This window comes from Porphyromonas loveana (assembly GCF_003096695.1).
Lineage (GTDB): Bacteria > Bacteroidota > Bacteroidia > Bacteroidales > Porphyromonadaceae > Porphyromonas > Porphyromonas loveana.
Window position 1 is genome coordinate 158,019 of record NZ_QEKY01000003.1, and the last position, 26,360, is coordinate 184,378.

A 26,360-nucleotide genomic window follows, 5' to 3' on the forward strand; every position below is an offset into this window, starting at 1 on the left:
TCGGCAAGTTGGCGCACTTGGTGTTGTGCCTGAGCAAGCGCCATACCGTAACCCGGAACGATGATCACACGCTTGGCCTCGCGTAGCACGCTTCCGGCAGTTTTCTCAACCTTTTGGCGAGCTGTAGCGGTTACCAGAGCTGCAGCATCAGGTGCGGCGGCCGTTTGTTGAGGAGTGGGAGATGCAGTTGCAGGCGTCGGCTTAGCTCCGGAAGCCATGAGGATGGACATCAGCTTGCGATTCATTGCTTTACACATGATCTGTGTCAGCAACAAACCGCTGGCTCCTACAATACCACCCACGGCAACCAGCAAAATGTCTCCGATGGCCATACCGGCAATGGCACCGGCCACTCCGCTGAGTGAGTTCAGCAGAGAGATCGTGATGGGCATGTCGGCTCCACCTACGCGGATGGCAAAGAATAGCCCGAAGAGAGCTGAAAACAAAAAGCCGCCGGCTATCGCCCAGAAGAGCGGAGATCCTTCGATAGAGATAGAACCGAGTACTACGAATCCGACTGTAAGCAACAATAGTAGGGAGGTCAGCATCGCGTGGTTGGGCCAAATAACCGGACGCTGTGGCAGTACTCTATGCAGTTTGCCTGCAGCGATAAGGCTACCGACAAGCGTAATCATACCCACAGTCAGAGCCAACATACCCGTGGCGCGAGAGAATGTGGGATAGAGATCGACCGAATGATTGTCGGGATCGATGCCAATTGATGCCAAAGAAAGAACTCCGACGAGCGCGGAAGCAGCACCACCGATACCATTGAGCAAAGCGACCATCTGCGGCATCTCTATCATCTTGACGCGTTGCGCCATGATCAGACCGATGATGGCACCAATGAGAAGGAATACATAGACTGACCATACGGGCAGAATAGCATTGTAAATTAGCGTGAGGATAATTCCGCCGAGCATGGCCACTGCGCTGAGTGTGTTGCCCGCTGCGGCAGTCTTCACACGGCTCATCATCGATATGCCTCCCAATACCATGAGGGAGAGTATCGTACAGAGTACGTAATATGCAATAGCGCTCATTGCTCACCCCCTTTCTTCTTTTTGCTAAACATGCGTAACATACGGTTGGTGACACCAAAACCGCCTACTACGTTGATCGTAGCGAGGATAATCGCCATCCCTCCGAAGATCTGGCCCAGAAGGAAATTCCCGCCATTATCGAAAAGGAAGGACAGTCCCGTAGCTGCGATAGCCCCGATGACTGTAACCCCCGAGAGTGCATTCATGCCGGACATGAGCGGCGTGTGCAGCAAGCTGGGGACATTGCTGATCAGCTTGTAACCGATAAGCGTGGCAGCTATCAGCACAACGATGAGAATGATCGGATTCATTACTGTTATGAGTGATTAGGAGTATTGAAAAGAATTAAGAGCCAAGGGACGGCCGCTTGAGAGGGGTCGTTCCTTGGCTCTTGAGATAAGATTGTAGGAACAGTTCTGTTTAGATACCCATGGCTTCGCGTGTACCGGCGTGTTTGATTTCGCCGTCGCGAGTAACGAGGATACTGCTACATACTTCGTCGTTCATGTCCAGTGTGATCTGACCATCCTTCACGAGGTACTTCATCAGATTGTACATATTCTGTGCGAACATCCAAGTAGAGCTCTTCGGCAGCATACCCGGGATGTTCTTGATACCCTGAATCATGACACCATGTTTAACTTCCTTGGTTCCCTTCGGTGTGATTGCGCAGTTACCACCTTGGTCGATAGAGATATCTACGATCACGGAGCCGCGCTTCATACCCTTCACCATCTCTTCTGTGATGATGATAGGAGCCACCTTGCCCGGGATCAATGCACTACAGAATACGATATCCATGTCCTTGATCGTCTCCATGAGGGCTTTGCGCTCTCTGTCGAGTACATCTTCGGGCAACTTATTGGCATAGCCACCTGCTGCGATGGCGAGTTCGGCGGGAACAGTCGTGTCAACAACCTTGGCACCGAGGCTCTGAGCTTGCTCGGCAGCAGCAGGACGGATGTCTGCTGCATAGGTGATAGCTCCCAGACGCTTGGCCGTAGCCAATGCCTGCAGACCGGCTACACCCACACCGATTACCATTACTTTGGCGGGAGGGATCATACCCACAGCCGTACCCATCATGGGGATGAAGCTGGGGAAGTCCTCGGCTGCCATGAGGATGCCCTTGTAGCCGGCACAAGTACTCATAGACGTGAGTGCGTCGAGGTTCTGAGCACGTGAGATACGGGGAATACCGTCGAGCGTGAGAGAGATAACACCTTGCTTGGCGAGGTTGCGCACCATGTCGTGATTGACGGGCGAAGCGGGGTGGATGAAAGTGATGAGGTACTGTCCTTGGCGCATGAGTTCTACCTCGTGCTTGCCCAACTGCTCGTTGAACAAAGGCTCTTTTACCTTGAGGATAACCTCAGCACCATCGTACACAGCCTTAGCGCCGTCTACCAACGTAGCACCAGCTTTGGCATATTCTTCGTCATGATACTGAGCTCCTTCTCCTGCGCCCTTTTCAAAGAGGACTTTGAAGCCGTCTGCTACAAACTTGGCCACGGTTTCGGGCGTAGCCGATACACGGTTTTCACCGTGCATAATCTCTTTTGGAATGCCGATAATCATTGCGTAGATTCCTTTTTGTATGTGATTTTCTAAACTAATTTGCCGGAGGTTAACATCGGCTGCTTCCTTCGTCTGCCGGCATAGGGAGGGAAGGCGTCCGGAAGTCATCGGGATGTAAGCCGCTGAGCGACCACAAAAGTAGGAAAGAAATATATAATATAGAGCGATTCACCTGATATTTGTCTCATTCTCTGCATCCTCCGGGCCGAAAATAGTTCCTATCCAACGTGATAATACGGCACAGTCGAAGGCAGATAGGCTCTTGTGTGAAAAAAAGTGCAGATGTGTTATGATCTTCCACGTACGCAAATTGTCGAGTAAACTCGCGCTAAAAAGAAATTTTTTTGGCGCCGTTTCCGGAAAATTTATGCGCCAAATCGAAAAACTTTTGGCGCATATTCTCCCTGCATTCCGGCGCCATATTCTCTCGGTTTTTGGCTCATGATTTCGAGAAATGCACTTCGCCGCTCTCAAAACCCTGTGAAGCGTTAAAAAAAATCATGCCACATTCGTCTTTTCTGCCGAGTCGGGGAGTTATCCTTGGGTGTGGGGATCAGTATTGTGGGTATTACCTGTGTTTTTTTCCTATTTTTGAACCACATAATCATTGACAAGAGCATTATAGACATATGATATTCAACTTTTTGATTGTCTCCGACGAAGTGGATGACTTTCGCCGCGAGATAGCGATTGACTCCGAGGCTACTTTTCTCGATCTCCAGAACGCAATTTTGGATTCGGTGGGCTATACCCGTACCGAACTTACCTCTTTCTTTCTATGCGATGAAGACTGGCGTAAGGGGCAGGAGATCACACTCATGGAGATGGATACGGCAGCCGATCAAGACAGCTATGTGATGGATGAAACTCGTTTGGAGGAGTTTATCGAGGATGAACACCAGCGATTGGTTTTCGAATTCGATCTGATGTCCGAGCGTTACTTCTTTATTGAAGTGATGGACATCGTACCGGGTAAATCCCTTGCCGAGCCCAAACTTCTCACATCCGAAGGCCAACCACCCCGACAGACCTCTCTGGACGATCTGATGGATCCTACAGCCGATCCTGCCAAGCAGGCCAAGGGGCTGGATCTGGGCGAGGACTTCTTCGGTGACACGGAGTATAATGAGGATGAGTTAGATCGTGACGGCTTCGAGGGTTTCGACGAGATTACGCCCGATATGGCCGACAACTATTAGCCCTCTTCCTTGGACGCCCATCCTTGCACGCTATACGTTTTGCTTGGTCCCACCGGTGTGGGCAAGACCGAGCTGAGCCTTGACATAGCCGAGCGACTGGGTAGTCCGATTCTTTCGGCGGACTCCCGTCAGATCTTTCGCGAATTGCCCATAGGAACAGCGGCGCCCACACCCGAACAGCGGGCGAGGGTGCCGCATCTTTTTGTGGCTACACACAGCGTCAGTGACTACTACAGTGCGGGGATGTACGAGGTGGAAGTTCTTGAGACGTTAGCGGAACTGTTCGGAAAGCATCGGGGGGTGTTGCTCACGGGTGGGTCGATGATGTATATCGATGCCGTATGCAGTGGCATAGACGATATCCCCGATGTTTACCCCGAGGTGCGTGAGGAGTTGTATGCACGCTATGCAGATGAAGGATTGGATGGGATACTGTCGCAGCTTCGTCTGTTGGATCCGGACTATTATGCTCGCGTCGATAGGCGTAACTACAAACGAGTGATCCATGGGTTGGAAGTGTGTCTCACAACGGGCAGACCTTTTTCTTCTTTTCACCGGCACGAAGCCAAAGAGCGGCCTTTCCGCATTGTCAAAATAGGTCTCTGTCGAGACCGTGAAGAGCTATGCGAACGTATTGATGCGCGTGTGCTGCAAATGATGGCAGATGGGTTGGAAGAAGAGGCTCGTGCGGTCTATCCGTTGCGACATCTTAATGCACTGAATACGGTGGGATACAAGGAAATGTTCGAATACTTCGACGGCCACATAGACAGAGCCGAAGCAGTGCGACGCATCCAACGCAACAGTCGGGTTTATGCTCGCAAGCAGATGACTTGGTTTCGGCGCGATGCTGAGATACAGTGGTTCCATCCCGAAGCCGACCGTGAGGCTATTCTCTCTTTAATCTCTTCTCGAACTCCCTAAGTGTTGTGTTAAAACAATTGTGGTTTGTTGTTTTTATTGTACTTTTGTTCAGAGAAAGTCAACCTAATTCAATTGAAAATCTCCGTTTTGATGAGTTTCGACTTAACTGTTTGACTTATGAAGCAAAAGCGATTTCTTGAGAAAAAAGCAACCTTCCCTCAGATTACTATGGAGTTTATTACAATAGTAATTTTGCTTTTGTCATGTCTTCCCTATTTCTATAGAATAGACAGCTTGCCCATACAGTTGTGGGATGAGTCGCGTGTGAGCATGAATGCTCTTTGTATGTATTATAATGGTGACTGGGGAATGACGTACTTTTTCGATGAACCCGATATGTGGAATACCAAGCCACCCCTCTTGATATGGCTTCAAGTGTTTTTTATGAAAATTCTAGGTCCGAAAGAATTGGCTATTCGTCTGCCTTCTGCGTTAGCTGCTGTAGGTGCTAATGCCCTTTTGTTTTGGACTGCGCGCAAAATATATGGAAATAATTTGTCAGGAATAATAGCCGTATTTATTCTTGTAACCTCACCTCTGTTTGTGAATATTCATGGTGTACGCACCGGAGACTATGAGTCTTTGCTGTTGTTCCTGGTATGTTGTTTTGTCGTTTTTTCTTTCTTCTGTTCTATAGAATATAGGAAAGGACAGATTCGGCAAGCACATCGTTATCTCTACATTTCCAGCCTGGCTCTCTCTCTTGCTGTCCTTACAAAAGGGGTACAACCTTTGATTATCGCTCCTGCTGTGTTGGCTTTTGTGTTATCCTACGGAGGGGCTAAGCGCATTTTGAAAGATAAGCACCTCTATTTTGCATTTTTGCTTTTCGTTCTAATTGCAGGAGCATGGTATTTTGGACGTGAAATAAAAAGTGCAGGCTATTTACAAGCGATATCGGAGACTGAGTTGGGTGGACGTTTTTTTGATTCTGACTCACTCGTGAATCGGAAGCAAGCCCATTTTTATCTGACTTATCTTTGGAATGAATATCCCTGGGGTACTGCCATTTTCGGAGGAAGTTTCTTATTTGCCATCCTCTGTAGACGAAAAACGAGTAGACAATTTGCATTGTATTTGGCCTTCTGCATTGTTTTTTACTTATCGATTCTTTCCATGGCAACTACCAAGATTTGGTGGTATATGCTTCCAATTCTTCCTCTTATGGGACTGATTATCGCCGGAATAGGCGTCCCGATCACTCATCGCCTTAAGAAGATATATAGCCCTTCATCTGTGTCCTCCATATCATTGTTCTTAGTCGTGCTTTTCTTTGCGATCCCCTTTGCTAATATTATGAAGAATATCAAAAACAATGAGTTTGAACTTTTCTATCAAGCGCAGGACGATTTTGGGAACTATCTTAGACGGTTGACCAAAACAGAGGATGCACAAGAGGTCCTGACTAATCCCATGATTCTTGTTTATGGGGAGGATCATTATTCACGAGCACATCTCAACTTCTACCTCTTGCAATTGCAGAAAAAAGGTGTTAAGATCCGATATAAAGAAAGAGAAGAGCTACAATCTGGTGATTTCATTTGTGTGGCAGAACAGTGGGTGCAAGAATATGTAGAAGCCCATTATCGATGTGAAATGGTTGGAGAAGAAGGGAAAAACATGAAATTCCTCCGTATCCTTGAACGTAACGAATGAAGAAACAAATAATCAAATACTATCCATATGAGTGTTAATGCAGGTTATACGAAAGATCTTTCCATTGTTGTGCCAATATACAACGAGGAGAAAGGAATACCAGAGTTGGTTCAACGGCTAAGAGTAGCGGCTTCATCTATAACGGAGAATTTTGAATTGGTCTTTGTCAATGATGGCAGTCGCGATGGTTCATTGGAGCTATTGCGTCGTGAATGTAGCCATGATGACCGTTTCTTTTACATCAATCTGAGTCGCAACTTCGGACATCAGATAGCAGTGTCAGCCGGGTTAGATCATGTGAAGGGAAAAGCTACTGTAATCATTGATGGAGACTTACAAGATCCGCCGGAACTGATTCCTGAAATGTATGCGAAGTACCGTGAAGGTTACGAAGTCGTCTATGCACAACGAAAGCATCGAGAAGGTGAAACATTGTTCAAGAAAGCGACAGCCAAAGCCTTCTACCGAACAATGCGTAAGATCACATCTATTGATATGCCCTTGGATACAGGAGACTTTCGACTGATCGATTGGAGAATTGTGCAATGTCTGCGAGATATGCCTGAGCAAAACAAGTTCTTGAGAGGGCAGATCGCATGGATGGGGTTTCGCCAAACAGGTGTAATGTTTGACCGGGATGAACGAAAATATGGCAAAACGAACTATCCTTTGAGAAAAATGCTTGGTTTGGCCATTGATGGTATAACTGGTTTTTCAAGCAGGCCCCTTGAGTGGGTAACCAAGCTAGGAGCCTTGGTTTCTTTGCTTTCTTTCTTTGTGATAATTTACGCCTTGATCTCACACTTCTTACTTGACAAAACTGTTAGCGGATGGACCTCAGTCATTGTAAGTTCGATGTTTTTAGGGGGGGGACAGTTGATTTGCCTTGGAGTGATAGGTACCTACATTTCCAGGATCAATAAGAATATTGTGGGAAGACCTTTGTATTTAGTTGCTGAAACTAATATTGCAGCAAACAAGTAGTAGCTACGATGAATACGTTTCTTGCTTCTGCTTTTTGTTAGAAGGGGCGAAAATAATAAGTGCAACGGCTATAAGGATACAACCAATACCGGCTACAGAAGAAAGAGTTAGTGTTTCGTTGAATTTCCAGACTCCTACGATTACGGAAGTAAGCGGCTCCATGGCACCTAAGGCAGAGGTGAGCGTGGAGCCGATATTGCGTACGGCTACGACCATAGCCAGATTGGAAATGACCGTGGGAATGAGTGCCAATAGAAAGATGTTGCCCCATGATGCCGCATCGGGTAGAGGAGAGACTTTCCCCTCTATGTATAGAATATGAATCAGGCAGAAGCCTGCTGCTGCGATAAATACGTAGAAAGTGAGCTTGCGGCCGGACATGGTCCTGATTCGGCTCTTGTTAACAACGATAATATACAGAGCGTAGCAGAGGGCAGATATGATGACGATGACGAATCCTGCTCCGCTTACCGGTACGCTTGCGCCGAAGATTCCCATTAGTAGGGCCACTCCTGTGAGTGCCGTGAGTATAGCGATGAGAGGGATGAGTCTTAACCTTTCTCCGAAGAAGACGGCCATTAGTGCTGAGACAAACAGCGGATAGAGGAAGTGTATGGTCGTTGCTACTCCGCTGGGCATGTAAGAATAGCCTCGAAACAGGAAGAGTGCAGAGCCTGTGTATAGGAGACCGAGCAGCGTAATCGGTGCCAGATCGGCACGGACAAGTCGAAAGCTTCCATGCTTGATGCGATGCATCAGGCCGATTGCCACGGCGGCAAATAGGAATCGGTAGAAGAGAATGAGCTCAAACGAAGCGCCTTTGCTCGAAATCGGTAGGGCAAAGAGCGGGATGAGTCCGAATGTTGCTGATGATAATATGCCGACGGCAAGACCGCGTATGCGCGAAGAAGTCATTCGTTTATAGCCTATTCTGTTCGTTCGGAGGGGGTGATAATTTTGTACATGGCTCCTAAGCTTTTTTCGTTTAGGGGCGAAAGATAGGAATAGTTGTCCGACTGCTGACTTCCTTTTGTCCCATCTTTCTGGATTATCCACACTCATTCCCTGCAACAAGCCCTGCAAGGATAAAGTTTCTTGCAGGGCTTGTGCATACAGAATGGGGGGAGTCCGAGAATGGAATCAGTTGCTCATTGATGCCAAGAACTCCATATTGGTATGCGTGTTCTCCAACTGTTTGCGCACAAACTCCATGGCTTCGATGGGGTTCATATCGGACAGATACTTGCGCAGGATCCACATACGGTTGAGTGTTGTGTCGTCTTGGAGCAGATCGTCGCGGCGTGTGCTGCTGGCCATGATGTCCACGGCAGGGTAGATACGCTTGTTGGACAGACGGCGGTCGAGCTGCAACTCCATATTACCTGTGCCCTTGAATTCTTCGAATATGACTTCGTCCATCTTCGAACCGGTGTCGGTCAGAGCAGTAGCCAGGATCGTGAGACTGCCTCCATGCTCGATGTTACGTGCAGCACCGAAGAAACGCTTGGGCTTCTGCAGGGCATTGGCATCGACACCTCCGGAGAGTACCTTGCCCGATGCCGGTTGTACCGTATTATAAGCACGAGCCAGACGGGTAATGGAGTCGAGCAGAATCACCACATCGTGTCCGCATTCTACCATTCTCTTGGCCTTGTTCAGCACTATTTCGGCGATCTTCACGTGGCGTTCGGCAGGCTCGTCAAAGGTCGAAGCGATGACTTCTGCATTGACACTGCGGGCCATGTCTGTTACTTCCTCGGGGCGCTCGTCGATGAGTAAGACGATCATATATACCTCAGGATGGTTGGCTGCGATGGCATTTGCAATGTCCTTGAGGAGCATAGTCTTACCAGTCTTGGGCTGTGATACGATGAGTCCGCGCTGACCCTTGCCGATGGGGGCAAAGAGATCGACTACTCTAACGGAAATCTTGTCGTTGACGGCTCGTATGCCCGGTGCTTCGAGTGTGAACTTCTCCTCGGGGAAGAGGGGAGTCAGATGGTCAAAAGGTACGCGGTCGCGCACTTCTTCGGGGCTGCGTCCGTTGATGCTCTTGACCTGAACGAAGGGGAAATACTTCTCTCCCTCTCTGGGGGGGCGGATGCTCCCTTCTACCACGTCGCCGGTCTTGAGTCCGTTTTGCTTGATCTGTTGCTGCGATACGTAAACGTCATCGGGCGAAGACAGATAGTTGTAGTCCGGCGAGCGCAAGAAACCATAGCCGTCGGGCATGATCTCCAGTACGCCCATACATTCCAAGATGCCGTCGAAGTTGTATAGCGGCTGATGAGGTTCTCGGTGATGAGTGTTCCCGTTGGCTTGTTGTACCCGTTGTTTCGGAGGGAGATTGCTGCCGTTATTAGCCGGAATGTTGTTCGTCTTGGGCTTTTGTTGAGGTTGCTGCTGCAGACTATTGTAGGGCAGCACTTGATCCAACACGGACGAGCTATCCTTGTGTCTGAATACCAATCTGCGAGCTCCACCTTCATCCACGGGGCCGGCACTTATACTTCTGGGGCTTGTCTCTGTGGTAGTGGGTAACGTTTCTTTTCTGTTCTCGCTCTGTGATGCCTTTTCGGTAGGCGTGACAGGTGCCAACGGCGGGAGTGCGGCAGGGCTTGGTTGTCCGCTTGCTATCTGAGGCTGTTCTTGGGATAGAACTTCTTTCGGTTTGTTTGTTGCGGGTTCCTTACGGGTTCCTTGCGTATTCTTTTCTGCCGGCTTCTTCTCTGTCGTTTTGTTTTGGGCAGTGTCGTTCTCTTCAGCGGCTGCGATGGCTACCAACTGTTGTGCATCTTCCTGCGTCTCGGGGGCTGTGCCTTCCGACTTGCGGGGACGACCTCGTTTGCGCTTGGCCGCCGAGTCATCGGCTGCCGACTCGTCAGAGGCAGTTGCGTCAGACTTGCTTGCAGAGTCATTCTGCTCGTTCTCCTTGCGGGGACGGCCGGGTTTGCGTTTTTCGGTGCGCTGTACCTCTTTAGTTTTTTGTTTTTCTGTTTGCACTCCGGCCACGCTGATGGCCTGTTCGTCGAGTATTCTGTAAATAAGTTCTTGCTTGGACAGTGCGCTTGCATTGGCAACGCCCAGTTCGCCTGCGATGGCGGCGAGTTCAGCTTCAGCCTTTTCGTTCAAATCAACGATAGTGTACTTCTGCATAGAAATGAAATTGGGTTGTTCTTAAATAAGATGATGTTGAATTCTGATTGGGGGGTCGATGTATTGGAATGAGACCATGAGTAAAGTCTCGACATCGAGAAAAAGCGTGGTAAATAGAGTCCTATTCATGGCTTTTGTCGCACAAATGTAAGCAATATATTGAAACATGCACCATTTTCTGACTGATTCTTTCGGAGGGGGGTGCATGACAATACTTCCACATACACTATAAGAGAATACATAGAAGAGAACTGCTTATGAAAAGATCATTGTAGCCGTATGGCAACAGCCCCGACTACATAGAAAAACTAATCGGGTATTATCTTTTTTAACTCGCTCTGGCGTCTCGTGAGCGCTGGAATGTATTCTCTGGAATTGTGAGCCAAAAACCGAAAAAATATGGCGCCGAAACATCTGGTAAATACGCGCCAAAAGTTTTTCGAATTGGCGCATAAAATTTCATAAAATGGCGCCAAAATGATTTCTTTTTGGCGCGAGTTTTTTCAAGAATTTGCCCAAGATGTAAATCGTAACATATCTGCATATATTTTTACATAAGCGCAATTATGCGCTTTGGATGGGCACAGCATCCGGAAGAATGAGCGTGAGATAGCCTGTGAAAGCTGGGGGTATTGCCGATATAAAGTGCTATTTTTGCGACACTTTATAAAACGAAAACAACCAAAATGAATACAGACAGACGTGTGCGCGTGCGCTTTGCACCCAGTCCTACCGGACCATTGCATATCGGGGGAGTACGTACAGCATTATACAATTATCTCTTTGCCCGCCAGCATGGCGGTGATATGATCCTGCGTATTGAGGACACGGACAGCAATCGTTTCGTCCCCGGTGCAGAGGCATATATCATCGAGGCATTGGAGTGGTTGGGCATCAAGTTCGATGAGGGCGTGGGCTATGGGGGCCAATACGGACCGTACCGCCAGAGCGAGCGTCGCGATGTCTATCGTGTGTATGTGCGTCAGCTCTTGGATGCAGGGCGGGCTTATATCGCTTTCGACACCCCTGAGGAGTTGGAGGCTAAGCGTGCCGAGGTGGACAACTTCCAATACGATGCTACGACGCGCGGCATGATGCGCAACTCGCTGACTATGCCCGCCGACGAAGTGGAGCGACTGATCGCCGATGGTACGCAGTACGTGGTGCGCTTCTTGGTGGAGCCGAATATCGATGTGGAGGTGGATGACCTGATACGTGGCCGCGTGGTGATCAATTCTTCGATTCTTGATGACAAGGTACTGTACAAGAGTGCCGATGATCTACCCACCTATCACCTCGCCAATATCGTCGATGACCACCTGATGGAGGTGAGCCATGTGATACGTGGTGAGGAATGGCTGCCCAGTGCTCCCCTCCATGTGTTGCTCTATCGGGCTTTCGGTTGGGAGGATACGATGCCGAGGTTTTCCCACTTGGCTCTGCTGCTCAAACCAGAAGGCAACGGCAAGCTGAGCAAGCGTGACGGTGATCGTCTGGGTTTCCCTGTCTTCCCGCTCGAATGGAAAGACCCCAAGACCGGCGATGTGTCCAGAGGCTATCGCGAGAGTGGCTATCTCCCTGAGGCTGTAGTGAACTTTCTTGCTCTCCTTGGCTGGAATCCGGGCAATGACCAAGACGTCATGTGCATGGATGAACTGATCCGTCTCTTCGACATTGAGAAGTGTAGTAAGGCAGGAGCAAAGTTCGATTATGAAAAAGGCAAGTGGTTCAATCACCAATATATACAGCATGCCGACAACGAAATCTTGGCAGAGCTTTTCCGTCCTGTCCTGCGTGAGCATGGGGTAGAGGCTGCGGATGAGAAGGTCGTGCGCGTGATTGCTCTGGTTAAGGAGCGTGTGAACTTTGTTCGTGAGTTGTGGGATCAGGGGGGATTCTTCTTTGTTGCACCCACAGAATACGACGAAAAAACAGCCAAGAAGCGTTGGAAAGAAGATAGTGCTACCCAACTTGGTGAGCTGAGCAGCCTCTTGGAGACGCTGGACGTGTCGTTTGTCGCCATAGAGGTGGAGCCGATCGTAAAGAACTGGATAGAGCAAGGTGGGTATCACCTCGGCAATCTCATGAATGTCACGCGTCTGGCATTGGTGGGAGAGAGCAAGGGCCCTCATATTTTCGACATCATGGAGGTGCTGGGTCGTGACGAAACTGTAAGACGCATTCGTCGTGCCGTGGAAGTCTTAGGCTGATACCTTCTTTCTGTTTCTGCTGATTACTTGGTAGTTCTATGCGATACCTGTTTAGTTTCATCGGTTTAGTCTATTCATCTCTGATCAAACTTGCCGTCCTCTTCAACCCCAAAGCGCGCATGATGGAGCGCGGACGGTGGAAGGTGTGGGGCAAGCTGCGCGGGGGAATAGTCCCCGGAGGGCGTCACATCTGGTTCCATGCGGCCTCACTGGGCGAGTTCGAACAAGGACGTCCCATGATGGAACGCATCAGGGCGGAGTACCCCGACTATCGCATTGTGCTCACCTTCTTCAGCCCTTCAGGCTATGAGGTGCGGAAGAATTATGAGGGAGCCGATGTGATCGTTTACTTGCCTGCCGACAGGATATCGCGGGTACGTAAGTTCTTGGACTTGGTACAGCCGGAGATGGCCATCTTTATTAAGTACGACTTTTGGCCGTGCTTTCTGTTGGAGTTGGAGCGTAGGCAGATCCCCACTTACCTGGTCTCTTCCATATTCCGTCCCACACAACTCTTCTTCCGCTGGTATGGCGGAGCCTATAAACGTTTGCTGCACTGCTTCACGCACATCTTTGTGCAGGATGAGGCTTCGCGCATACTGCTCGGCAAGCATGGTATAGACCCCGTCACAGTGGCTGGTGATACACGCTTCGACAGGGTGATCTCGGTATATGAAGCCAGAAAATCGCTACCGCTGGTAGAGAGGTTTGCAGCCACTGTACCGGAGGATGGACTGGTGATCGTGGGCGGAAGCAGTTGGCCACCCGATGAGGAGATACTGGTGCGTTACTTCAATCGCAATCCCAAAGTCAAACTGATTTTGGCTCCTCATGAGATAGACAAGGAACATCTGCTGCAGATCATTTCGCACTTGAGACGCCCATTCATCCGCTTGTCGGAGGCTACGGAAAGCAATATCGACCGTCAGGACTGCCTCATCGTGGACAGCTTCGGTTTGCTCTCGTCGATCTATCGCTACGGTCAGGTGGCGTTTATAGGTGGCGGATTCGGCAAGGGGATTCACAATACGCCCGAAGCCGCCGTGTATGGGGTGCCGGTTATCTTCGGACCTCGATATGAGAAGTTCAAGGAGGCGCGCGAGCTGATAGCCGAAGGCGGAGCCTTTACGGTTTCTTCTGCAGAGGAATTTACTTCACTGATCGAACGCTTGATAAGCGACAAGGGCTATCGCGAGGCGGCTTCTCGTGCTGCTGCCGACTATATCCGTACCCATGCGGGAGCCACAGAGCGCATTGTCCGACAAATTATCCGATAACTCACGGAGCCTTTACATGCCTTAGTAATCGAATATCTATGATGAAGAACATGTGGAATCCGATATGGAAGACCAATAGCTGGTGGGCTTTTGTCTATCGTTTAGCCTTGGCTTACTTTTTCTTTGGCCTGGCCCGTGGCTTGTTCTACCTCTTCAACTATCGCTTTTTTGCCGATATGACTGCCGAACAGGTGGGGCGTGCTTGGATGGGTGGTTTGCGTTTCGATACGGCTGCAGTTCTTTATCTCAATGTTCTCTTTATACTGCTGAGTTTTCTTCCCTTCCGATTTCGTATGCGTCGAGCCTATCGGATCCTGACGGATTGGACCTTCTTGGTGCCGAATGCCTTGGGGTTGATCGCAGGTTTGGCCGATTGTGCCTACTATCCTTATACGCTTAAGCGGACAACCTCCACAGTCTTTTCTGAATTTGGTCATGAGGGTGGGGGGCTGTTGATGGGACACCTGATCCTAAATTATTGGTACATCACGCTGCTGGCTATAGTCCTTATTGTCGTGATGGTATGGCTGTATCGTCGGGTACAGCCGGTACGCACTTATGGCGAGAAGGGGGGGCGACTACGTTATTACGCGCTCCATACGTTGGCGCTTATGGCTGCCATTACCTTTATTATATGGGGGATACGTGGCGGTAGCTTTGCCAAAGCTTGGCGTCCGATGACTATGAGCTATGCCAATCTGTCCGTGGACAAGGTGGAGCATCGTGCATTAGTGCTCAATACACCATATAGTATTATTCGCACTATCGGGAAGAATGGTTTGGAAGAGAAGCATTTCTTCGCCACGGAAGAGGAGATGCATCGGGTATTCAACCCTGTACATCGACTGTCTGAGAGCACATCGGCGCGATTCGGACAGCTGCGCGGACGCAATGTGATGGTGATCATCATCGAGAGTTTTGCCCGTCAGTATGTGGGTTGTTTGAATGAAAGCATCCCGAACTACCGTGGTTATACTCCTTGTTTCGATTCACTTTCACGCAAAGGTTATTTATTCGAGCAAGCCTTTGCCAACGGACGCAAGAGTATTGATGCCATGCCGTCGATATTGAGTTCCGTGCCTCCATTGCAAGAGCACTTTATCACTTCGCATTATTCCGGCAACGAGATCGAAGGGTTGGCCACTGCTCTAGGACGAATGGGGTACCACTCCATTTTCCTGCATGGAGCACCGAATGGCTCTATGGGTTTCGATGCATTTGTCAAGCAGGCCGGCTATCAACGTTATTTCGGCAAGACAGAGTATGCCCGCGATGAGGATTTCGATGGGGTATGGGGCATTTGGGACGAACCTTTCTTGCTGCGAGCAGTAGATGAACTGGGGCAGATGAAGCAACCGTTTGTCGGCACCCTTTTTACTCTTTCCAGTCACGAGCCTTTCCGCATCCCGAGTCAATATCAGGGGAAGTTCCCCAATGAAGGAGAGCCATTGGTGCAGTGCATTGGCTATACGGACCATGCGTTGGGCGAGTTCTTCCGTAAAGCTGCTAAACAGCCCTGGTTTGAGAACACACTCTTCGTTATCACTGCCGACCATGCTTCGGGAGATTTGCTTCCACAGTACCGAACAGCCGTAGGGCGCTATGCTGTTCCTCTGCTGTTTTATGCACCGGGTTCCGATCTGATCGGAATGGATCGGACCACTACCGTGCAGCAGGCCGACATTCTCCCCACAGTGCTTAGTCTTTTGGGGTATCCGCATCCGGTATTGGCCTATGGCAATGATATCTTTAATGCCGGGGCGCCGCACTTTGCTGTTACTGATTTTGATGGCACGCTTCAGTTGATAGAGAATGGCTTTGTCCTGCGTCATGATGGTAGTCGTCCACTTGGTTTATACGACTATTTACACGATCCGGATTTACAAGTCGATTTACTTCCGAGCATGGGTAGTCATGCCGACAGCATGGCTCGCCGCGTGGAAGCGGTCATTCAGTCCTTCAATCATCGTATGAATGCCAATAGAATGACAGCAAACAAGTGATTTTACTTGTTTCTTAGTATCAATTTTGCCAATTGAGGGTAATAAGCCTATTTTTGTCACACAAATCAATCTGTTATGAAAGGAATTATCCTGGCCGGTGGATCCGGTACACGTCTATATCCGATAACTCGTGGTGTGAGCAAACAGCTCTTACCCATTTACGATAAACCAATGGTCTATTACCCGCTCTCTACACTTATGTTGGCGGGGATTAGGGAGATATTGGTCATCTCTACGCCTCAAGACTTGCCCTCGTTTCGTAGGCTTTTGGGAGATGGTAGAGACTTTGGTATTCGTTTGGAGTATGCAGAGCAGCCTTCTCCCGACGGATTGGCTCAGGCGTTTATCATCGGTCGTGAGTTTGTCGGAGATGATTGTGCTTGTCTGGTATTGGGGGATAATATCTTTTACGGTCACAGCTTCAGCCAGATGCTGCGTACAGCTGTTTCAGAAGCTGAAAAAGGAATGGCTACGATCTTCGGTTATTATGTCAATGATCCCGAACGTTACGGCGTTGCTGAGATGGATGCCGCCGGTAAGGTGATCAGCATAGAAGAAAAACCGGCTAAGCCCAAGAGTAACTATGCTGTGGTCGGCTTGTATTTCTATCCCAATGAAGTGTTGGATGTTGCAGCTCAAGTTAAACCGTCTGCACGAGGCGAGTTGGAGATCACGAGTGTGAATCAGGAATTCATGGAGCGCGATCAGCTCCGACTTCAGCAGCTTGGACGTGGCTTTGCGTGGTTAGATACAGGTACGCATGAGTCATTGACGGATGCATCGGTCTTCGTGTCGGTTATTGAGAAGCGTCAAGGACTGAAGATTGCTTGTCTGGAAGAAATCGCATTCAACAATGGTTGGCTCACAACTGAAGACCTAAGACGTCTGGTCGAACCGATGAAAAAGAATCAATACGGGCAGTATCTACTCGGTCTGATCAAGTAACAGAGATGAACTTCATAGCTACCGAAATTCCCGAAGTCGTAATAGTCGAACCACGCTTGTTCCGTGATGAGCGGGGCTATTTCTTTGAATCTTTCAGCAAACAGACCTTTGATGCCGGCATTCGCTCTGTTCAATTTGTTCAAGACAATGAATCTGCATCACGATATGGCGTCCTGAGAGGACTACACTTCCAGAAACCACCGCATGCTCAGAGCAAGTTGGTACGTGTAGTGCGAGGTCGTGTGGTGGACTATGCAGTGGATATTCGTTTTGGATCGCCCACCTTTGGTCGGTACGTCGCGGTAGAACTTTCTGATCAGAACTTCCGGCAACTTTTCATTCCCAGAGGCTTTGCTCATGGTTTTGTAGTGCTGAGCGACGAAGTTGTATTCCAATACAAATGCGACAACTACTATGCTCCTCAAAGTGAAGGAGCAATCGCTTGGAACGATCCTGATCTGAATATTGACTGGCGTATCCCATCAGAGGACATTATCCTCTCGGCTAAGGATCAAGCCAATCGCTCTTGGAAAGAGTTGACAGCCGATGAAGACTTTTGTCGTCTCTTCCCTTACAATCAAGATTTATACAAATGAACCAAGTACTCGTAACAGGTGCTAACGGGCAATTAGGTAGCGAGATTCGACTGTTGGCAGGTGCCGACGGTCGTTTCATTTTCACCGATTTGCCGGAGTTGGACATTACGAATAGAGAAGAGGTACTGCGCTTTGTGAAAGAACACCGTGTAGGTACCATCATTAACTGTGCCGCTTACACGGCAGTGGACAAGGCCGAAGATGACGAAGCCGCAGCAGCGCTTGTCAATCATCGAGCTGTATCGTATCTGGCCGAGGCAGCAGTCATCCACGATGCCCTCCTCATACATGTGTCCACAGACTATGTATTCGACGGCACGGCGCATATTCCTTACAAAGAAGAGGTGCCGACAGCTCCTCTCGGCGCTTATGGTCGCACCAAGCTCGGTGGAGAGCAAGCCGTATTGGCATCAGGTTGTCGTCATATCATCCTGCGCACCTCGTGGCTTTACTCCTCTTTCGGAAACAATTTTGTCAAGACCATGCTCCGATTGACGGCAGAGCGTGATGCGCTGAACGTTGTATTCGATCAGATAGGAACGCCCACATATGCAGCCGATTTAGCATCTTTCATTCATCGAGTAGCTGTAGCCCAATTGCCGATCCACACAGGTCTCTATCATTATAGCAATGAAGGCGTTTGTTCGTGGTTCGACTTCGCTGTGGCCATTACCCGAATGAGCGGACACACGGCTTGCAAGATCGCTCCCTGTCATAGTGATGAATTTCCGGCAAGGGTCAAGCGTCCTCATTATTCCGTCCTGGACAAGACGCTCGTCAAGAGCACTTTCGATATCGACATCCCCCATTGGCAAAGCTCGCTGGCTGTCTGTCTCAACCTCCTAAAACAAGCATAAACAAATGAACTATCGACGTCATATCCTCATTACCGGCGGTGCCGGCTTCATCGGGTCCCATTTGGTGCGCCTAATGGTGAATACCTATCCCGATTACGAGATCGTGAATCTCGACAAGCTGACCTATGCCGGCAATCTGGAGAACCTAAAGGATATAGAATTCAAGCCCAATTACCGCTTTGTCAAGGCAGATATTTGCGATGCAGAAGCCCTGAATAGGGTATTTGCGGACTATGCCATCGACGGTGTCATCCACTTGGCAGCAGAAAGTCATGTCGATCGTTCCATTAAAGACCCGCTCGCTTTTGCCCGCACCAATGTGATGGGTACGCTCACGCTCCTGCAGGCGGCCAAGGAGGCATGGAGTGGAGCCTATGAAGGCAAGCGTTTCTATCATGTCTCCACGGACGAAGTCTATGGCGCATTAGAATTCGACGGTACGCTCTTCACGGAAGAGACCAAATATGATCCCCATTCACCTTACTCAGCCAGCAAAGCCAGTAGCGATCATTTCGTTCGTGCCTACCACGATACATTCGGTTTGCCGACGGTGATCTCCAACTGCTCCAATAATTACGGTTCGTATCAGTTCCCTGAGAAACTCATTCCTCTCTTCATCAACAACATCAGACACAACAAGCCTCTGCCAGTCTATGGCAAAGGCGAGAACGTACGCGACTGGTTGTATGTGGAGGACCATGCCCGAGCCATCGACCTGATCTTCCATCGGGGCAAGGATGGCGATACCTATAATATAGGTGGTTTCAACGAGTGGAAAAACATAGATCTCATCAAGGTCATGATCCGTGTAGTGGATCGTTTGCTCGGACGCGAAGAAGGCACATCTGACAAGCTGATCACCTATGTGACAGACAGAGCCGGACACGACCTGCGCTATGCCATCGACTCGACCAAGCTCAAGAACGAACTCGGTTGGGAGCCGTCACTTCAGTTCGAAGAGGGAATAGAGAAGACGGTGCGTTGGTATCTCGATCACCAGGGCTGGCTGGACCATGTGACCAGTGGTGAGTATCTGCGCTACTACGAAGATATGTACGCAGGGCGATAGATTGCTTTTGCCTATATTTGTCGGAGTTTTTTGGGTGAGAAGCAGTTTCTCGTTTGTTTTCGGCCCATCGAATAACAATCAAACAACATAATACAACAAACAAATAATCAACAATGAAGACAACTCCCTTTACTGATGTACACATCGCCTTAGGCGCTAAGATGCATGAGTTCGCCGGCTACAATATGCCGATCGAGTACAGCGGCATCATCGACGAACACATGAACGTGGTTAACAACGTAGGTGTGTTCGACGTTTCACATATGGGTGAGTTCTGGGTGAAAGGCCCCAACGCTCTCCGCTTCCTGCAGAAAGTATCCAGCAACGACGCTTCCAAACTGGCTGTCGGACAAGTACAATACTGCTGCTTCCCCAATAACGACGGTGGTATCGTGGACGACTTCCTCCTCTATCGCTACGAAGAAGAAAAGTATCTGATGGTACCTAATGCTGCCAACGTGGAGAAAGACTGGGCATGGTGCCAGCAACTCAACACGATGGGAGCTATTCTGGAAAATTCTTCGGACAATATCGCCCAGCTTGCCGTACAAGGCCCCAAGGCTACCGAAGTGATGCAGCGTCTGACGGACATCAACCTGAGCGAAATCACCTACTACACTTTCAAGGTGGGTACGTTCGCCGGCTGCCCCGATGTGATTATCTCTGCTACGGGCTACACCGGTGCTGGTGGTTTCGAGCTCTATTTCTATCCTGAGTACGCACAGAAGATCTGGGATGCACTCTTCGAGGCCGGAAAGCCGGAGGGCATCAAGCCTGCAGGTCTCGGTGCTCGCGACACGCTCCGTCTGGAAATGGGCTTCTGCCTCTATGGCAATGATATATGTGATACGACTTCGCCCATCGAAGCCGGTCTGGGTTGGATCACCAAATTCACTGATGACAAGATGGAGATGCCGAGCCGCAAGCTCATGGAAGAGCAGAAAGCCGGAGCTCTCAAGCGCAAGCTCGTTGCATTCGAACTCAAAGACAAGGGTATTCCCCGTCAGCACTATGAAATTGCCAATGCCGAAGGTCAGATTATCGGTGAGGTAACTTCAGGAACGATGTCTCCTTGCTTGAAGAAGGGTATCGGTATGGGTTATGTAACGCCCGAGTATAGCAAGGTTGGTACTGAGCTGGGCATCGTAGTACGTGGCCGTCAGCTCAAAGCTGAAGTCGTAAAGCTGCCTTTCCGCAAGTAAGCCGAAAGAGCAATATACGCTTGCAAAAGAGACAGGAGTGCGTAGGAACGTCAAGTTCTTGCGCACTTGTTTTTTTGTCTTTAATGTGTGGAATTATTTCTGTGCTACAGAGAAATTCGGCACCCCATGTGCTCTAAGAAAATCTTCAGACCGAGAAGGATGAGGATGATGCCGCCGAACAGTTCAGCCGAATGTTTCTTTCGGGCACCCCATCGTCTGCCGATGAGTACACCCATGAGGGATAGTATAGCAGTGACGATGCCTATGCAGAGTACAGCTGTGAGGATGTGAACTTCCATAAAGGCGAAGGTGAGTCCCACAGCGAGGGCATCGATGCTGGTCGCTATGGCCAGACTGATGAGCACGAAGAAGTGTCCGCTGTGGAAGATTCGCGGAGTACTGACCGTCTTTTCTTCACAATTGGTCGGGCAGCTAAAAGATTCAATCACCATCTTACCACCGATCAGAGCCAGCAGGACGAACGCTATCCAGTGATCATAAGCATCCAATTCTTCGGCAAACGTTGATCCCACCAGCCATCCTATTAGAGGCATGACTCCTTGGAAGAATCCGAATATCAAACCGATGGTGACAGCTATGCTTACAGCTCGTCGGCCTGCTTTTACGCCACGGCAGACGGACACCGCAAAGGCATCCATCGCCAATCCCACGGAGAGGAGTATAAGTTGTAAGAGTCCCATCAGTTGATAGAGGAGTATGACATAGCAGCGGCACGGGCCGGTAATCGATTCGCATTTGTTCGCCGCCGCAAAAATAGTCTTTTCGCAGGTCTCCGAATCAAACTCTGACCAATGTTGTAGCACCTACGACTCCATGAGACTAAATTTTCGCCCCAAAACATTGTCACTTATGGCGCCAAAAGCAAAGACAAACCTGCGCCAAATCTTTTGTGATTACGCGCCATTTTTTGACAAAATATGCGCCAATTCTTTTTTGTAATGGCGCGGGTTTGTCACTCTTTTTGGTGCGACAATTTTCAGCCTTTTGGCTCCAAATACAAGACGAGTGGCATGAAGAGTCTCTGCCCCATAGACCATTTTATTGCCTGCGTCGCCTGTCTGTTATGCCGATCGGGAGCGCGCACGAGTGGTAATGTATGGCTTTCATTTGTATATACCCATATTTCCTTGTTACTTTGCAGCCACAAAAGAGATACAGAGAAGAGAATAACAAAGCATATGTACGTCGAAGTATTAAAGTCCAAGATACACCGCGTGACCATCACGGAGGCCAATCTCGACTATGTGGGCAGCATCACCATCGACGAAGATCTGATGGATGCCGCCAATATCATAGCCGGTGAGAAAGTACAGATCGTGGACAACACCAATGGGGCTCGTTTAGAGACCTATACGATACCGGGTCGGAGGGGTTCGGGCGTTATCTGTCTGAACGGAGCTGCTGCCCGCATCGTGCAGCCGGGCGACATCATCATCATCATGGCGTATGCATGGATGCCTTTCGAGGAGGCCATGGCGTTCAAGCCGTGTGTCGTCTTTCCAGACACAGTCACCAACAAGATCATCGATCAATAATCACAGCAATTATAGTTCCTCTCCGAGGTATGCCTTTGCGGGCGGGGGATGGAATCTGACATTAACTTCCTATGTTTGAAAATCTGAGCGAACGGCTCGACCGTTCATTTAAGCTCCTCAAAGGCGAGGGGCGGATCACCGAAATCAATGTAGCCGAGACTCTCAAGGATGTGCGTCGTGCCCTTTTGGATGCCGACGTCAATTATATTGTAGCCAAGCAGTTCACCGATCTCGTCAAAGAGAAGGCTCTCGGGCAGAATGTGCTCACATCCGTGCGCCCGGGCGAGCTTATGGTCAAAATCGTCCACGACGAACTGGCAACCCTGATGGGGGGACACTCGGTGGACATCAACCTCAAAGGCAGTCCCGCCATCATCTTGATGTCCGGTTTGCAAGGCTCGGGTAAGACGACTTTCTCGGGTAAGCTGGCCAATATGCTCAAGAGCAAACAAGGCAAGCATCCGATGTTGGTCGCTTGTGACGTATATCGTCCTGCCGCCATCCAGCAGCTGATGATCCTGGGCGAGCAGCTCCAAGTGCCCGTCTATAGCGAGCCGGACAGTAAGAACCCCGTGGAGATAGCCCGCCATGCCGTGGCAGAGGCCAAGACCAAGGGGCACGATGTGGTGATCATAGATACCGCCGGTCGTCTGGCCATCGATGAGGAGATGATGCGCGAGATCGAAGCCATCAAAGCGGCAGTCGATCCGGGAGAAGTCCTCTTCGTCGTGGATTCGATGACGGGACAGGATGCCGTGAACACGGCGAAGGAGTTCAACACTCGTCTCGACTTCGACGGCGTTGTCCTCACCAAACTCGATGGTGACACGCGTGGAGGTGCCGCTCTTTCTATTCGTTCGGTCGTGGACAAACCCATCAAGTTTGTCGGTACGGGCGAGAAGATGGAAGCGATCGATGTTTTCCACCCCGAGCGTATGGCAGACCGTATCCTCGGCATGGGTGACATCGTGTCGCTCGTGGAGCGTGCTCAGGAGCAGTACGATGAGCGCGAGGCGCGTAAGCTGGAAGAGAAGATCGCCAAGAATCAGTTCGACTTCAACGACTTTTTGGCTCAGATCCATCAGATCAAGAAGATGGGTAACCTGAAGGAACTCGCCTCGATGATCCCGGGAGTGGGCAAGGCTATCAAGGATATGGACATCGACGACGATGCTTTCAAGAGCATCGAGGCCATTATTTACTCGATGACACCCGAGGAGCGTTCGCATCCCTCCATCCTCAACGGCCAACGTCGCAAGCGCATCGCCACGGGTAGCGGTACGTCCATTCAGGAAGTGAACAGGCTGATTACGCAGTTCGACCAGACGCGTAAGATGATGAAGAATATCCAAGGTTTCAAAGGCGGCAAAATGCCTAAGATGCCCCGCATGCCCAAGATACCGGGACGATAAGGTTCATTTTCTAAAAGGAGTGTAGAACAATTGCGTGTGGGATAGGTTTGTATATATATGGAAACTACATATCAACTACTTGACGGAAAGAAAATTTCCGCTGAAATAAAGCAAGAAATCGCAGCCGAGGTGAACAGGCTGCTGGAGAAAGGCATGCGGCGTCCGCATCTCGCGGGTGTGCTCGTAGGGCACGACGGAGGTAGCGAGACGTATATGGCCAGCAAAGTGAAAGCTTGTGAGGAAGTAGGCTTCACCTCGTCGCTCATTCGCTACGACGTAGATGTGACAGAGGACGAGCTGCTCGACTGCGTGCACCGCTTGAACAACAACGAAGAGGTGGACGGCTTCATCGTACAACTCCCGCTCCCCAAGCATATTGACGAGCAAAAGATCATCGAATCCATCAATCCCAAGAAAGATGTGGATGGATTTCACCCCATCAATGTGGGAAGGCTCAGCACAGGCTTGCCGTGCTTCGTCTCTGCCACACCCAAGGGAATCGTAGAGCTGCTCAAACGATACAATGTTCCCACAAGTGGCAAGCACTGTGTGGTGCTCGGCCGCAGCAATATCGTGGGCAAGCCTGTGTCCCAATTGCTCATCCAGAAGGGGTACCCCGGCGATTGCACCGTGACGGTGTGCCATAGTCGCACGCCGAACATCAAGGAGATATGTCTCTCGGCCGATATCATCATCGCTGCCCTCGGACAGCCTGAGTTCGTGAAGGCCGACATGATCAAGCCCGGTGCAGTGGTTATAGATGTGGGCACGACGCTTGTGCCCGATCCTACACGTAAGAGTGGCGTTCGCCTCACGGGGGATGTCAAATTTGACGAGGTAGCACCACTATGCTCCTATATCACACCTGTGCCGGGTGGAGTGGGGCCGATGACCATCGTATCTCTCATGTCCAATACTCTGTTGGCGGGAAAAGGTCTGACCTGGTAGGAATAGCTCGGGTATTTCGCATTGACTACAAATAATAGGCACCGCCATGTCGTAGAGGTACGACGTAGCGGTGTTTTTTTCGTAGAGGAGACAATTTGGCAATGGATAGTGAAACAAGGCTAAAGAGCCACTATCGCGCACTGTTGCGTCTGGGCTTGCCCATTATCGTCGGGCAGCTCGGGATCATCATGGTGAGCTTCATTGACAACGTCATGGTGGGACACCACTCCATGAACGAATTGGCGGCGGCTTCTTTCGTGAACAATCTGCTGATGCTTCTCTATGTCTTCGGCATCGCTTTCGGTTACGGCCTTACGCCGATGGTGGCATCTTCCGATCATCGACAGCGTCACTTCAGTGTCGGCATCCTCTTCCGCCACAGTCTCAGAGTCAATTTGTGGATGGGCGTTCTCTTGGTGGGGATAGCCGTTGGCCTTATTCCCCTCTTCGGTGTGTTCAATCTGCCGGATGAGTTGCGCCCGGTCGTTATGCCCTATTACTGGATTCAAGTCGGCGGGCTGATACTTGTGATGGGATTCAATACGCTCAAGCAACTATACGATGGGATGAGTGACACGAAGACGCCCATGTATGTGACCGTAACAGGCAACTTCTTGAACATGGTGCTGAACTACTTGCTCATCTTCGGTATTGGTTTCTTGCCCGAGCTGGGCCTTGTGGGAGCGGGCTTGGCTACGCTCATGGCGAGAGTGGTTATGCTGCTCGCACTCATGTATATATTCGCCAGACGCAAGAGTTGGCAGCCCTTACGAATGGGATTTGCGCGGACAGTGCATCTGAGACGGGTCTATCGGCGTCTCTTCGGCATCGGGATGCCCGTGGCCGTACAGATGGGATTGGAAGCGGCTTCCTTCACCATCGTTATCGTTTTTGTGGGCAGATTGGGAGGACAGGCTTTGGCTGCCCATCAGATTGTAAGCGTGATCACCACCATCGGCTACATGATCTATTATGGCATCGGTGCCGCAACGACAATCCACATCAGTCACTACAGGCTGCGGGGCAAGCCGGCTGAGGTGCGGCGCATAGCAGCGGATGCCTATCGGATGAGTGCCCTCGGCGCTTTGGTGGTCGTGGTTATTCTGCTCGTATTCAGAGAACGTTTGTCCTATCTCTTCACGGCCGATGCCGAAGTGGCAGCCATTGTGAGCCTTACGCTCCTGCCGGTTATCTTCTATCAGTTTGGCGATGCACTTCAGATCACCTACTCTAATGCCTTGCGTGGGTTGGAGCGTGTGCGTTCGCTCGCTCCGGCTTCGGCGGTCTGTCATGTGCTCTTGGCTCCGTCCTTGTCCTATCTGCTGGCATTCGTCCTGTTGGAGGGCGACAGAGCCGTACGTCTTGCCGGCATTTGGTGGGCTTTCCCCATCAGTCTGACCCTTCTCGGGCTGCTTTTCTACGCCAATTTCCGTAAGAATACACACTGATGTCGGACTGCAATCGCAGGTTTCTCTCCTGTTTCTTATTTAGATTTGTTCTTAATAATGTAAACATCCTGACGTTTCAGTTGTCTTATTAAAGTACGATGATAATAATCATTCGTATAGTTATTCATTCTAAATAGTCATCCCTTAAAAAGCATTTGCAAGTGAGAAGTCATTCATCGAAGGTCTCTCGCTTAGCTTTTCTCTTATTATTTTGAGCAGGTGCAAAAGAGCCTTCATGGCTCTTTTGAAGTTGTAAGCAGCAGCTGCCAATAGGATGTTCACAGCATCCCCTGCCAC

General features: G+C 49.9%; 22 protein-coding genes and 1 pseudogene. 16 read left to right on the forward strand and 7 right to left on the reverse strand.

Annotation, left to right across the window (positions count from 1 at the left end; all coding sequences use genetic code 11):
- From C7382_RS02595 to C7382_RS02605, 3 genes are all read right to left on the reverse strand, one after another.
- A partial coding sequence (locus C7382_RS02595; RefSeq protein WP_165815111.1) for an NAD(P)(+) transhydrogenase (Re/Si-specific) subunit beta occupies nucleotides 1-1,043 on the reverse strand: 1,043 nt, incomplete at its 3' end.
- Entirely contained in the window at nucleotides 1,040-1,354 is a 315-nt protein-coding gene (locus C7382_RS02600) for an NAD(P) transhydrogenase subunit alpha (RefSeq protein ID WP_116678750.1), read from the reverse strand. The genes C7382_RS02600 and C7382_RS02595, both read right to left, overlap by 4 nt.
- Before the next feature lie 109 nt (nucleotides 1,355-1,463).
- A complete protein-coding gene (locus tag C7382_RS02605) occupies nucleotides 1,464-2,621 on the reverse strand; it encodes an NAD(P) transhydrogenase subunit alpha (protein ID WP_116678751.1) in 1,158 nt (385 codons plus the stop codon).
- A 629-nt stretch (nucleotides 2,622-3,250) separates the two neighbouring features.
- Here C7382_RS02605 and C7382_RS02610 point away from each other — a divergent pair.
- The 4 genes from C7382_RS02610 (at nucleotide 3,251) to C7382_RS02625 (ending at nucleotide 7,384) form a co-directional block, all read left to right on the forward strand.
- Nucleotides 3,251-3,820, forward strand: coding sequence for an IS1096 element passenger TnpR family protein (locus tag C7382_RS02610; protein WP_116678752.1), 570 nt, complete (start codon nucleotides 3,251-3,253; stop codon nucleotides 3,818-3,820).
- Between the two features lie 9 nt (nucleotides 3,821-3,829).
- Entirely contained in the window at nucleotides 3,830-4,744 is a 915-nt protein-coding gene (gene miaA, locus C7382_RS02615; protein WP_116678753.1) for a tRNA (adenosine(37)-N6)-dimethylallyltransferase MiaA, read from the forward strand.
- A gap of 117 nt (nucleotides 4,745-4,861) precedes the next feature.
- Nucleotides 4,862-6,400: an ArnT family glycosyltransferase gene (locus C7382_RS02620; RefSeq protein WP_243405635.1), complete on the forward strand. Its 1,539-nt coding sequence runs from the start codon at nucleotides 4,862-4,864 to the stop codon at nucleotides 6,398-6,400.
- Between the two features lie 27 nt (nucleotides 6,401-6,427).
- Complete coding sequence (locus C7382_RS02625) at nucleotides 6,428-7,384, forward strand: glycosyltransferase family 2 protein (protein ID WP_116678754.1); 957 nt, start codon at nucleotides 6,428-6,430, stop codon at nucleotides 7,382-7,384.
- Between the two features lie 3 nt (nucleotides 7,385-7,387).
- Here C7382_RS02625 and C7382_RS02630 read toward each other — a convergent pair whose 3' ends face one another.
- Both C7382_RS02630 and rho read right to left on the reverse strand, forming a co-directional pair.
- Nucleotides 7,388-8,299, reverse strand: coding sequence for a DMT family transporter (locus C7382_RS02630; RefSeq protein ID WP_116678755.1), 912 nt, complete (start codon nucleotides 8,297-8,299; stop codon nucleotides 7,388-7,390).
- Nucleotides 8,300-8,524: 225 nt separating this feature from the next.
- The gene (gene rho, locus C7382_RS02635; protein WP_116678756.1) at nucleotides 8,525-10,540 is read right to left on the reverse strand and encodes a transcription termination factor Rho; all 2,016 of its coding nucleotides are present in this window, start codon (nucleotides 10,538-10,540) and stop codon (nucleotides 8,525-8,527) included.
- A 686-nt stretch (nucleotides 10,541-11,226) separates the two neighbouring features.
- Here rho and gltX point away from each other — a divergent pair.
- From gltX to gcvT, 8 genes are all read left to right on the forward strand, one after another.
- On the forward strand, nucleotides 11,227-12,750 hold the full coding sequence (gltX, locus tag C7382_RS02640) for a glutamate--tRNA ligase (RefSeq protein WP_116678757.1): 1,524 nt from the start codon (nucleotides 11,227-11,229) through the stop codon (nucleotides 12,748-12,750).
- 38 nt (nucleotides 12,751-12,788) lie between these two features.
- Entirely contained in the window at nucleotides 12,789-14,027 is a 1,239-nt protein-coding gene (locus tag C7382_RS02645) for a 3-deoxy-D-manno-octulosonic acid transferase (RefSeq protein WP_116678758.1), read from the forward strand.
- Nucleotides 14,028-14,065: 38 nt separating this feature from the next.
- Nucleotides 14,066-16,030: an LTA synthase family protein gene (locus C7382_RS02650; protein ID WP_243405636.1), complete on the forward strand. Its 1,965-nt coding sequence runs from the start codon at nucleotides 14,066-14,068 to the stop codon at nucleotides 16,028-16,030.
- Nucleotides 16,031-16,105: 75 nt separating this feature from the next.
- A complete protein-coding gene (gene rfbA, locus C7382_RS02655) occupies nucleotides 16,106-16,975 on the forward strand; it encodes a glucose-1-phosphate thymidylyltransferase RfbA (protein ID WP_116678759.1) in 870 nt (289 codons plus the stop codon).
- Between the two features lie 5 nt (nucleotides 16,976-16,980).
- Entirely contained in the window at nucleotides 16,981-17,571 is a 591-nt protein-coding gene (gene rfbC, locus C7382_RS02660; RefSeq protein ID WP_116678760.1) for a dTDP-4-dehydrorhamnose 3,5-epimerase, read from the forward strand.
- Nucleotides 17,568-18,428: a dTDP-4-dehydrorhamnose reductase gene (rfbD, locus tag C7382_RS02665; protein ID WP_116678761.1), complete on the forward strand. Its 861-nt coding sequence runs from the start codon at nucleotides 17,568-17,570 to the stop codon at nucleotides 18,426-18,428. The genes rfbC and rfbD overlap by 4 nt, the downstream gene beginning before the upstream one ends.
- Nucleotides 18,429-18,432: 4 nt before the next feature.
- Nucleotides 18,433-19,497 (forward strand): dTDP-glucose 4,6-dehydratase, encoded by a 1,065-nt coding sequence (gene rfbB / locus C7382_RS02670; RefSeq protein ID WP_116678762.1) that lies wholly within the window; start codon nucleotides 18,433-18,435, stop codon nucleotides 19,495-19,497.
- A 113-nt stretch (nucleotides 19,498-19,610) separates the two neighbouring features.
- The gene (gcvT, locus tag C7382_RS02675) at nucleotides 19,611-20,699 is read left to right on the forward strand and encodes a glycine cleavage system aminomethyltransferase GcvT (protein ID WP_116678763.1); all 1,089 of its coding nucleotides are present in this window, start codon (nucleotides 19,611-19,613) and stop codon (nucleotides 20,697-20,699) included.
- A 104-nt stretch (nucleotides 20,700-20,803) separates the two neighbouring features.
- On the opposite strand, the gene C7382_RS02680 is transcribed toward gcvT, so the two are convergent.
- A complete protein-coding gene (locus C7382_RS02680) occupies nucleotides 20,804-21,400 on the reverse strand; it encodes a manganese efflux pump MntP (RefSeq protein WP_116678764.1) in 597 nt (198 codons plus the stop codon).
- Between the two features lie 498 nt (nucleotides 21,401-21,898).
- Between C7382_RS02680 and panD the strand changes: the two genes are divergently transcribed.
- The 4 genes from panD (at nucleotide 21,899) to C7382_RS02700 (ending at nucleotide 26,063) form a co-directional block, all read left to right on the forward strand.
- A complete protein-coding gene (panD, locus tag C7382_RS02685; RefSeq protein WP_116678765.1) occupies nucleotides 21,899-22,255 on the forward strand; it encodes an aspartate 1-decarboxylase in 357 nt (118 codons plus the stop codon).
- 71 nt (nucleotides 22,256-22,326) lie between these two features.
- Nucleotides 22,327-23,667 (forward strand): signal recognition particle protein, encoded by a 1,341-nt coding sequence (ffh, locus tag C7382_RS02690; protein ID WP_116678766.1) that lies wholly within the window; start codon nucleotides 22,327-22,329, stop codon nucleotides 23,665-23,667.
- A 57-nt stretch (nucleotides 23,668-23,724) separates the two neighbouring features.
- On the forward strand, nucleotides 23,725-24,615 hold the full coding sequence (gene folD / locus C7382_RS02695) for a bifunctional methylenetetrahydrofolate dehydrogenase/methenyltetrahydrofolate cyclohydrolase FolD (protein WP_116678767.1): 891 nt from the start codon (nucleotides 23,725-23,727) through the stop codon (nucleotides 24,613-24,615).
- 101 nt (nucleotides 24,616-24,716) lie between these two features.
- A complete protein-coding gene (locus C7382_RS02700) occupies nucleotides 24,717-26,063 on the forward strand; it encodes an MATE family efflux transporter (protein ID WP_116678768.1) in 1,347 nt (448 codons plus the stop codon).
- A 144-nt stretch (nucleotides 26,064-26,207) separates the two neighbouring features.
- On the opposite strand, the pseudogene C7382_RS02705 reads toward C7382_RS02700, so the two are convergent.
- A pseudogene (locus tag C7382_RS02705) lies at nucleotides 26,208-26,360 on the reverse strand (IS5/IS1182 family transposase); the annotation flags it as partial.

What these genes read in the sequence shown, in the direction of transcription:
- C7382_RS02600 (WP_116678750.1), bottom strand. Translation starts at nt 1,354, where the DNA reads ATGAATCCGATCATTCTCATCGTTGTGCTGATAGCTGCCACGCTTATC.
- C7382_RS02605 (WP_116678751.1), bottom strand. Translation starts at nt 2,621, where the DNA reads ATGATTATCGGCATTCCAAAAGAGATTATGCACGGTGAAAACCGTGTA.
- C7382_RS02610 (WP_116678752.1), top strand. Translation starts at nt 3,251, where the DNA reads ATGATATTCAACTTTTTGATTGTCTCCGACGAAGTGGATGACTTTCGC.
- C7382_RS02620 (WP_243405635.1), top strand. Translation starts at nt 4,862, where the DNA reads ATGAAGCAAAAGCGATTTCTTGAGAAAAAAGCAACCTTCCCTCAGATT.
- C7382_RS02625 (WP_116678754.1), top strand. Translation starts at nt 6,428, where the DNA reads ATGAGTGTTAATGCAGGTTATACGAAAGATCTTTCCATTGTTGTGCCA.
- C7382_RS02630 (WP_116678755.1), bottom strand. Translation starts at nt 8,299, where the DNA reads ATGACTTCTTCGCGCATACGCGGTCTTGCCGTCGGCATATTATCATCA.
- rho (WP_116678756.1), bottom strand. Translation starts at nt 10,540, where the DNA reads ATGCAGAAGTACACTATCGTTGATTTGAACGAAAAGGCTGAAGCTGAA.
- gltX (WP_116678757.1), top strand. Translation starts at nt 11,227, where the DNA reads ATGAATACAGACAGACGTGTGCGCGTGCGCTTTGCACCCAGTCCTACC.
- C7382_RS02645 (WP_116678758.1), top strand. Translation starts at nt 12,789, where the DNA reads ATGCGATACCTGTTTAGTTTCATCGGTTTAGTCTATTCATCTCTGATC.
- C7382_RS02650 (WP_243405636.1), top strand. Translation starts at nt 14,066, where the DNA reads ATGATGAAGAACATGTGGAATCCGATATGGAAGACCAATAGCTGGTGG.
- rfbA (WP_116678759.1), top strand. Translation starts at nt 16,106, where the DNA reads ATGAAAGGAATTATCCTGGCCGGTGGATCCGGTACACGTCTATATCCG.
- rfbC (WP_116678760.1), top strand. Translation starts at nt 16,981, where the DNA reads ATGAACTTCATAGCTACCGAAATTCCCGAAGTCGTAATAGTCGAACCA.
- rfbD (WP_116678761.1), top strand. Translation starts at nt 17,568, where the DNA reads ATGAACCAAGTACTCGTAACAGGTGCTAACGGGCAATTAGGTAGCGAG.
- rfbB (WP_116678762.1), top strand. Translation starts at nt 18,433, where the DNA reads ATGAACTATCGACGTCATATCCTCATTACCGGCGGTGCCGGCTTCATC.
- gcvT (WP_116678763.1), top strand. Translation starts at nt 19,611, where the DNA reads ATGAAGACAACTCCCTTTACTGATGTACACATCGCCTTAGGCGCTAAG.
- C7382_RS02680 (WP_116678764.1), bottom strand. Translation starts at nt 21,400, where the DNA reads ATGGGACTCTTACAACTTATACTCCTCTCCGTGGGATTGGCGATGGAT.
- panD (WP_116678765.1), top strand. Translation starts at nt 21,899, where the DNA reads ATGTACGTCGAAGTATTAAAGTCCAAGATACACCGCGTGACCATCACG.
- ffh (WP_116678766.1), top strand. Translation starts at nt 22,327, where the DNA reads ATGTTTGAAAATCTGAGCGAACGGCTCGACCGTTCATTTAAGCTCCTC.
- folD (WP_116678767.1), top strand. Translation starts at nt 23,725, where the DNA reads ATGGAAACTACATATCAACTACTTGACGGAAAGAAAATTTCCGCTGAA.
- C7382_RS02700 (WP_116678768.1), top strand. Translation starts at nt 24,717, where the DNA reads ATGGATAGTGAAACAAGGCTAAAGAGCCACTATCGCGCACTGTTGCGT.